This is a genomic window from Neobacillus rhizosphaerae, assembly GCF_050477885.1.
GTDB lineage: Bacteria > Bacillota > Bacilli > Bacillales > Cytobacillaceae > Neobacillus > Neobacillus rhizosphaerae_A.
This window is the reverse complement of sequence record NZ_JBCNAC010000093.1, coordinates 56204-62203: the sequence shown is the minus strand read 5'-3', so window position 1 is coordinate 62203 and position 6000 is coordinate 56204. Positions and strand designations below refer to the sequence as shown.

The 6000-nt window shown below is 34.5% G+C and carries 6 protein-coding genes; 2 read left to right on the top strand and 4 right to left on the bottom strand.

Translation table 11 applies throughout. From position 1 onward, the window contains the following. Positions 1-274: 274 nt before the first annotated feature. Both ABES03_RS12930 and ABES03_RS12925 read right to left on the bottom strand, forming a co-directional pair. The gene (locus ABES03_RS12930) at positions 275-1144 is read right to left on the bottom strand and encodes a YitT family protein (RefSeq protein WP_430117682.1); all 870 of its coding nucleotides are present in this window, start codon (positions 1142-1144) and stop codon (positions 275-277) included. 188 nt (positions 1145-1332) lie between these two features. Further along, positions 1333-1476 carry a hypothetical protein gene (locus tag ABES03_RS12925; RefSeq protein WP_430117679.1) on the bottom strand — a complete coding sequence of 48 codons (144 nt, stop codon included), beginning with the start codon at positions 1474-1476 and terminating at the stop codon, positions 1333-1335. 1094 nt (positions 1477-2570) lie between these two features. On the opposite strand from ABES03_RS12925, the gene ABES03_RS12920 reads away from it, so the two are divergent. Both ABES03_RS12920 and ABES03_RS12915 read left to right on the top strand, forming a co-directional pair. Beyond that, on the top strand, positions 2571-3359 hold the full coding sequence (locus ABES03_RS12920; protein ID WP_430117678.1) for a GNAT family N-acetyltransferase: 789 nt from the start codon (positions 2571-2573) through the stop codon (positions 3357-3359). 112 nt (positions 3360-3471) lie between these two features. Beyond that, positions 3472-4725, top strand: a complete 1254-nt coding sequence (locus ABES03_RS12915; protein ID WP_430117677.1) for an erythromycin esterase family protein — start codon at positions 3472-3474, stop codon at positions 4723-4725. Positions 4726-4769: 44 nt separating this feature from the next. Here ABES03_RS12915 and ABES03_RS12910 read toward each other — a convergent pair whose 3' ends face one another. Both ABES03_RS12910 and ABES03_RS12905 read right to left on the bottom strand, forming a co-directional pair. Beyond that, positions 4770-5375 carry a hypothetical protein gene (locus ABES03_RS12910; protein ID WP_430117676.1) on the bottom strand — a complete coding sequence of 202 codons (606 nt, stop codon included), beginning with the start codon at positions 5373-5375 and terminating at the stop codon, positions 4770-4772. 128 nt (positions 5376-5503) lie between these two features. Next, positions 5504-5842 (bottom strand): YmaF family protein, encoded by a 339-nt coding sequence (locus ABES03_RS12905; protein ID WP_430117675.1) that lies wholly within the window; start codon positions 5840-5842, stop codon positions 5504-5506. Between the last annotated feature and the right edge of the window lie 158 nt (positions 5843-6000).

Genomic DNA, 6000 nt, shown 5'->3' with positions numbered 1-6000 from the left:
GGCGCTGGAGCTGGACAGTTTTCAAAGTCGAATTTTACACTTTCCATTAATGTAAAAAAGATGGCAGAAAACTCTGCCATCTTTTTAGGAAATATATCATTTTTCGCGCACTATTTCCTAGGCAAGCGCATAGAACGACAAAACACGAACTTCAAATAGAATCTTTTCCCTAACAACCGACATGAAATACATAAAAACTACAATAATTGGTTGTTGATTCTCATTTTATCTACCTAGAAGCGACAAAATTTGATGAAAGTGAAAACTCATTTTATTAGTGAATGTCTCTTTTCTTAAATCGTCCACCCCTAACCTCAGCAATATCAGCTACTGCCAAAAAGGCACTATCATCATTTTCTGTGACAATTTCTTTTAATTTTGCTTCTTCCAGCCGATTAATCACACAAAAGATAACTTTTTTATCATCCCCCGAATAAGCGCCTTCACCATTAATATAGGTAACACCACGACCAAGTCGATTCAAAATGGCTTCGCCAATTTGCTTTGCGTTGTCACTAATGATCCATACGGATTTGGATTCATCGAGGCCTGTAATAGTGATATCAATAGTCTTGTAAGCAACAAAATAGGCAATAAGAGAGTACATTGCACGATCCCATGAAAACACAAAACCGGCACTTCCCAAGATAAAGAGATTAAAGAACATAATAATTTCACCGACGGAAAATGGGAGTTTATTATTAAAGAGTATGGCAAGAATTTCTGTACCATCAAGTGAGCCACCGTATCGAATGACCATTCCTACTCCAATACCAAGTACTATCCCACCAAATACAGTAGCAAGGAGGATATCTTGTGTGAACGCTGGAACCGGATGAAGCAGGGTTGTTCCAATAGAAAGGACTATAATCCCATAAAGAGTGGATAAAGCGAAGGTTTTTCCGATTTGCTTATAACCTATAAAGAAGAAAGGGATGTTAAGAATAAATATGAATACCCCTAGTTTCCATCCTGTAATATAAGACAGCATGATGGAAATACCCGTAATTCCACCATCAATTACATTATTGGGAACCAAAAATATTTCAAGACCTACTGCCATTAAAGCAGCACCAAGTGTGATTAATAGAATTCGTTGAAAAATCTTTCTTTTGGTTAATCTACGGTGTTCAATTTTTGCCATTATCGCTTCCTGTTGTTCAATAATACTCAATTCTTGAATTCCTGACATTATCTTTCCCCTTTCAAATTTTATTTTCTGCATATATTATATCGAATTTTCTCCACTAATTATATTTTAATGCCTATCTGCGCCTTACACTTTACATTACGATAACAAGAAAACTGCCTGAGTTCAGGCAGTTTAATTTTTCAACTAGGGTCTACTTCATCGTATGAGAGGGTTGTAACACTCGTGTATTCCCCTGCTTCTACTTCCTTCCCTGACGCGCTTCGTTCTAATTCCTCTTGATCATCCATCCCCGGAGCAATGGAAGGTTCCTTCTTTTTAATCATTTTAAACTCAACTCCTTTTCGAAACTATTCTCCCAAATATCTCCTATAATATTCTTTCATTATAAATCCTGTTATTCATTAATTAACAAAGAACAAAACAAATAAAAAGAAGCTGCCTCCTTTTGAAGCAACTCCTTAATGTGAATAACACCTTAGGGGACCCAACCATGACATTAGCAAAACTACATCAACTTTTTCATTTCCTTCTATTCATTAAATTGAGCAAAAGGAATTTTGAAAAGTCAGCCAATGTGTGTTTGTTCCGTTGAAGGAATTAATTCTCATGTAATGTAATGGAATTCAAATTCCTAAAAAGAAACAAATTGTCGGTTTAAAACCGATGGGACTCATTATTCATTATTCTCTCAATTAAATCATCGGCCTCATGGCAATAGTTCTTAAAAAAGTAAAAGCTTCATTAATGTACCTGAAAGAACAGTTTACATTTCTTTAAATCCTAACATCTTTCATTTTGAAAGAGTACCCCATTAGTTAGAGAGCTGAAAAGTCATTAAATCAACTTTTTGTTTAATGTTATTAGGTTAATGTTTCTCTTTTCGAAAGAATACATTTTGGTGTGAGAAGTTTTTCTACGTACTTTTTGAATGGCTCTGTTAAAATTGCCTGTTGATTTCCGCTCCAATCAACAAGGTATAAAAATCAACACTGTTCTTTAACACAACCTTTTGAATAAGCAGAAAAACGTTTCTCATTTCCAGGAAACCAATAACACTTGCTCTTAGATTCTAATGAATAAAGGATTGTTATGATTTAGCTTTTTCTTTTTAAGATCCCTTCGCTCCACCTACCAATTGATTGAATAGGAATAACCTTACTACTCGTTCGCGAACGGAACGAACACGTATGGTTGAGTCTCCTAAGATGTTATCTTTGTATTTTCTTTACAATTTGATTATAACATAGAATTTTTAGAATTTACCGAATATTTGTGACGAACTAGTGAACCTTTAAAAGTTAAGGTTTCTATTAGTAGCTACTTTTCCCTCATTGCGAAAACATTTACGATTATTTAAAAAAGTCTTGAAATTCATCAATCATTTCATTAATCTAGGTAAAAATAAGGGGGATTTCAAATGATTAGAAAGCTTACAAAAAATGATGAAGAACAGGTCCTCACCTTTTTAAGAGTGGAACCTTCAATTAATTTATTTATTCTAGGTGATATTGAGGCATTTGGCTTTGAAACCGATTTTCAAGAACTTTGGGGGGAATTTGATTATAATGGCAGAATGAAAGCCGTTCTTCTTCGTTTTTATCAATCCTTTATACCTTACGCAAATGGAGAATTCGATGTCAGTGGCTTTGTTTCTATCATAAAAAGTTATTCACAACCTATTTTTCTCTCTGGAAAATCTGACATCGTAGAAAAATTTGAACAATTTGAGGATCTTAGCCTTGGAGAAAAACAAATAACCTATTTTGCTGAGTGCCGTTCAGACAGCCATCTAAACTTAAACACCGTTGAGCTAGAGATAAAACAAGCTGGTTTAGACGATGTAGATCAAATAATTGATCTGCGCTCTACAATTAAGGAGTTTCGTATTAGAAGTGACGCTCGAGATATGCTAGTAAAATCTATGGAAACTAATACTGCTAGAACTTATTATACAGAGGGAAATGGTGTTATTACTTCTTGTGTATCAACCACTGCAGAAAATTCACATTCTGCCATGATTGTAGGGGTATGCACAAGAAACGATTTTCGACGAAAAGGCCTTGCGACGGCTATTATGAAAAAACTTTTTAAAGATGTTTTAGCTGAAGGCAAGGTCCTCTGTCTTTTTTATGATAATCCTGAGGCTGGACGTATATATAAAAAACTAGGTTTTAAGGATATTGGTATGTGGACAATGCATAGGTAATTTAAAAATTCCCCAGTTAGGGGATTTTTTTTTTGAATTTTCAAAAGGACTATAACCATTTTAAAAAGGGAACATTATCTCACATTAGAAATCAAAGAAAAGGGTGTAAAATATGCTGAAATCAATAAAAAAATATGCTAAACCTTTCGAATCGGTAGATGATCTTGATCCTTTAATTGATGAGATTGGCGATGCAAAATATGTCCTCCTCGGTGAATCTTCACATGGAACTTCTGAATATTACTCATTACGTGCCGAAATTTCGAAACGATTAATAATGGAAAAGGGATTTTCATTTATAGCAGTTGAAGGTGATTGGCCATCATGTCAGAGTATTAACCAATATATAAAAGGCTTTAACCATCAAACTAAAGATGTAAAAGAAGTGCTGGAGGCTTTTAATCGATGGCCAACATGGATGTGGTCAAATCAGGAAATCATTGGCCTGATTGAATGGTTAAAGGATTATAACCAGCACAATATCACAAAGCAAAAAGTGGGCTTTTATGGATTAGATGTATATAGCCTTTTTGAGAGTATGGATGAAATAGTTAACTATTTAGAAAAAACAAATTCACCTGAACTTGCTGTAGCAAAAAAAGCATTCTCCTGTTTTGAGCCATATAATCGCAATCATGAATCCTATGCGGTTTCTGCTGGATACTTATCTGAAAACTGCATAAAAGAAGCACTTGACCTCCTTGCTTCTATTAGAAAAAATAAATGTAAATTTGATGCCGATCCTGAAAGCAGCTTGAATATGGAAGTAAATGCTCTAGTTACAGCAAATGCTGAGGACTACTATCGTACAATGGTGACTAATGACTCGGAATCTTGGAATATTCGCGACAAACACATGGTCGAAGCTCTTAATGCCATAATAAGATTTTATGGTAATGATGCTAAGGTAATCATATGGGAGCATAACACTCATATTGGGGATGCACGAGCAACAGATATGAAGGATGATGGAATGGTTAATGTTGGTCAATTAATTAGAGAGGCACACGCACATGATTCAGTTTATATTGTTGGGTTTGGAACCTATAGTGGAACGGTCATTGCCTCCACAGAATGGGGAAATGAATTTCAAATAATGAATGTGCCTCCAGCCCAATATGGAAGCTGGGAATCCTTAATGCATAAAAGTGATCCTGTGAATAAATATTTGATATTTACAGACGAGAATCGCCATGAATTCACTACCACTATCGGTCATAGAGCAATTGGTGTTGTTTACCGACCTGAGTATGAGCATTTCGGAAATTATGTTCCCTCGAATATGGGACAGAGATACGATTCATTTATTTTTATTGACCAAACGAACGCCTTGCATCCACTGGTCCTCGAACCAACTAAAATATAAAAAGAAAAAGGTCATCCTACAGTCCAAGTGAGATGACTTTTTCTTTAATCTATTATTGGATTCTTAAAATTATCTACCACAGTGATTTTATTATTTTTAATTATTTCCTCTATTTTAAATTTATATTCCGCAAGCTTATCATTAAAAGGAATCGTGACCATTGTTCCGTCTGACATTTCAAATTTATATTGATACAGTCCTGTTGTTCCTGAATGATTCCTGTATACAATATGAACCTTTTCTATTTTTCCCCAACTGTACTCCTTTTCCTCTATTCCATTCAAAGCATTGTAATGAATACCTGCATCATCCAAATAATAATAATTGGTTAAACTGAATATAAAGGCAGGAATACTGACAAGAAGTACGAATCCAGTAAACCATTTAAACTTTACACCCTCCCACTTCTGCCTAAAAATCAGATAAAGTGTGATAACAACTGCTATGTAAAGCATCCCACCCATAAAAGTTATGTAAGCCGAGAAAGGTGTTGAAAAAAACCAATATGTACGCGAAAAATAAGCCATACTTTGATAAGAAGAAACAATAACAAATGGTGCGATGAAACTACAAATGTATAATATAATTGTGTACGCAACCAGTTTTGCTTGACTTTGTTCATCATCCTTTTTCTTTCTTGATAAAAACACCAAATCCCTCCAAAAATAAAGTTTACTGTAATTTTACCTCAAAATTCTTACTATTTGTATCCTATTCTTACATTTTTTAGAAAAAATCTCAAAAAAACCAACCTAAATGAAAGATTGGTTTTTTAAATTCATTTCGATCCTGGAGCAGGCTGGTCGACTCCTTTTACATGATGGCTATGACCATTATCTTCTGTTGTATGAAAATCATAGTAATGGACATGCATTCCATTTCCTACTGGAATGGCTGGACCTGAATATGCGCGATAGTGATGTGTATGACCATTTTCAAATAATACATATCCCTCAGTAAAATGCACGTGCCCACCGTCTTGGGTCATGATAGGTGGTGATGTAATATCTAAACATTGATGTACATGGCCAGAACTGACTCCTGTATAATCCACAGAACCGTGATTATGATTTGGCACAAATCCCTGGACAAAATCATCTTTGCTATTTTGCCTCACTCAATTCACCCCTAAATTAATTTTATTAATGTTACAACTATATGCAGGAGTCAAAAGCACTTTTCATCTATTGGAAAATTTTTAAGTACAATGTTTCTAAGTTAGATTACATAAGCAAAGAGAAAATTCACATACTAGTTTTGTAATTCAATTATTAC

Coding starts and splice junctions, on each gene's coding strand:
- ABES03_RS12930 (WP_430117682.1), bottom strand. CDS start 1,144: ATGGCAAAAATTGAACACCGTAGATTAACCAAAAGAAAGATTTTTCAA.
- ABES03_RS12925 (WP_430117679.1), bottom strand. CDS start 1,476: ATGATTAAAAAGAAGGAACCTTCCATTGCTCCGGGGATGGATGATCAA.
- ABES03_RS12920 (WP_430117678.1), top strand. CDS start 2,571: ATGATTAGAAAGCTTACAAAAAATGATGAAGAACAGGTCCTCACCTTT.
- ABES03_RS12915 (WP_430117677.1), top strand. CDS start 3,472: ATGCTGAAATCAATAAAAAAATATGCTAAACCTTTCGAATCGGTAGAT.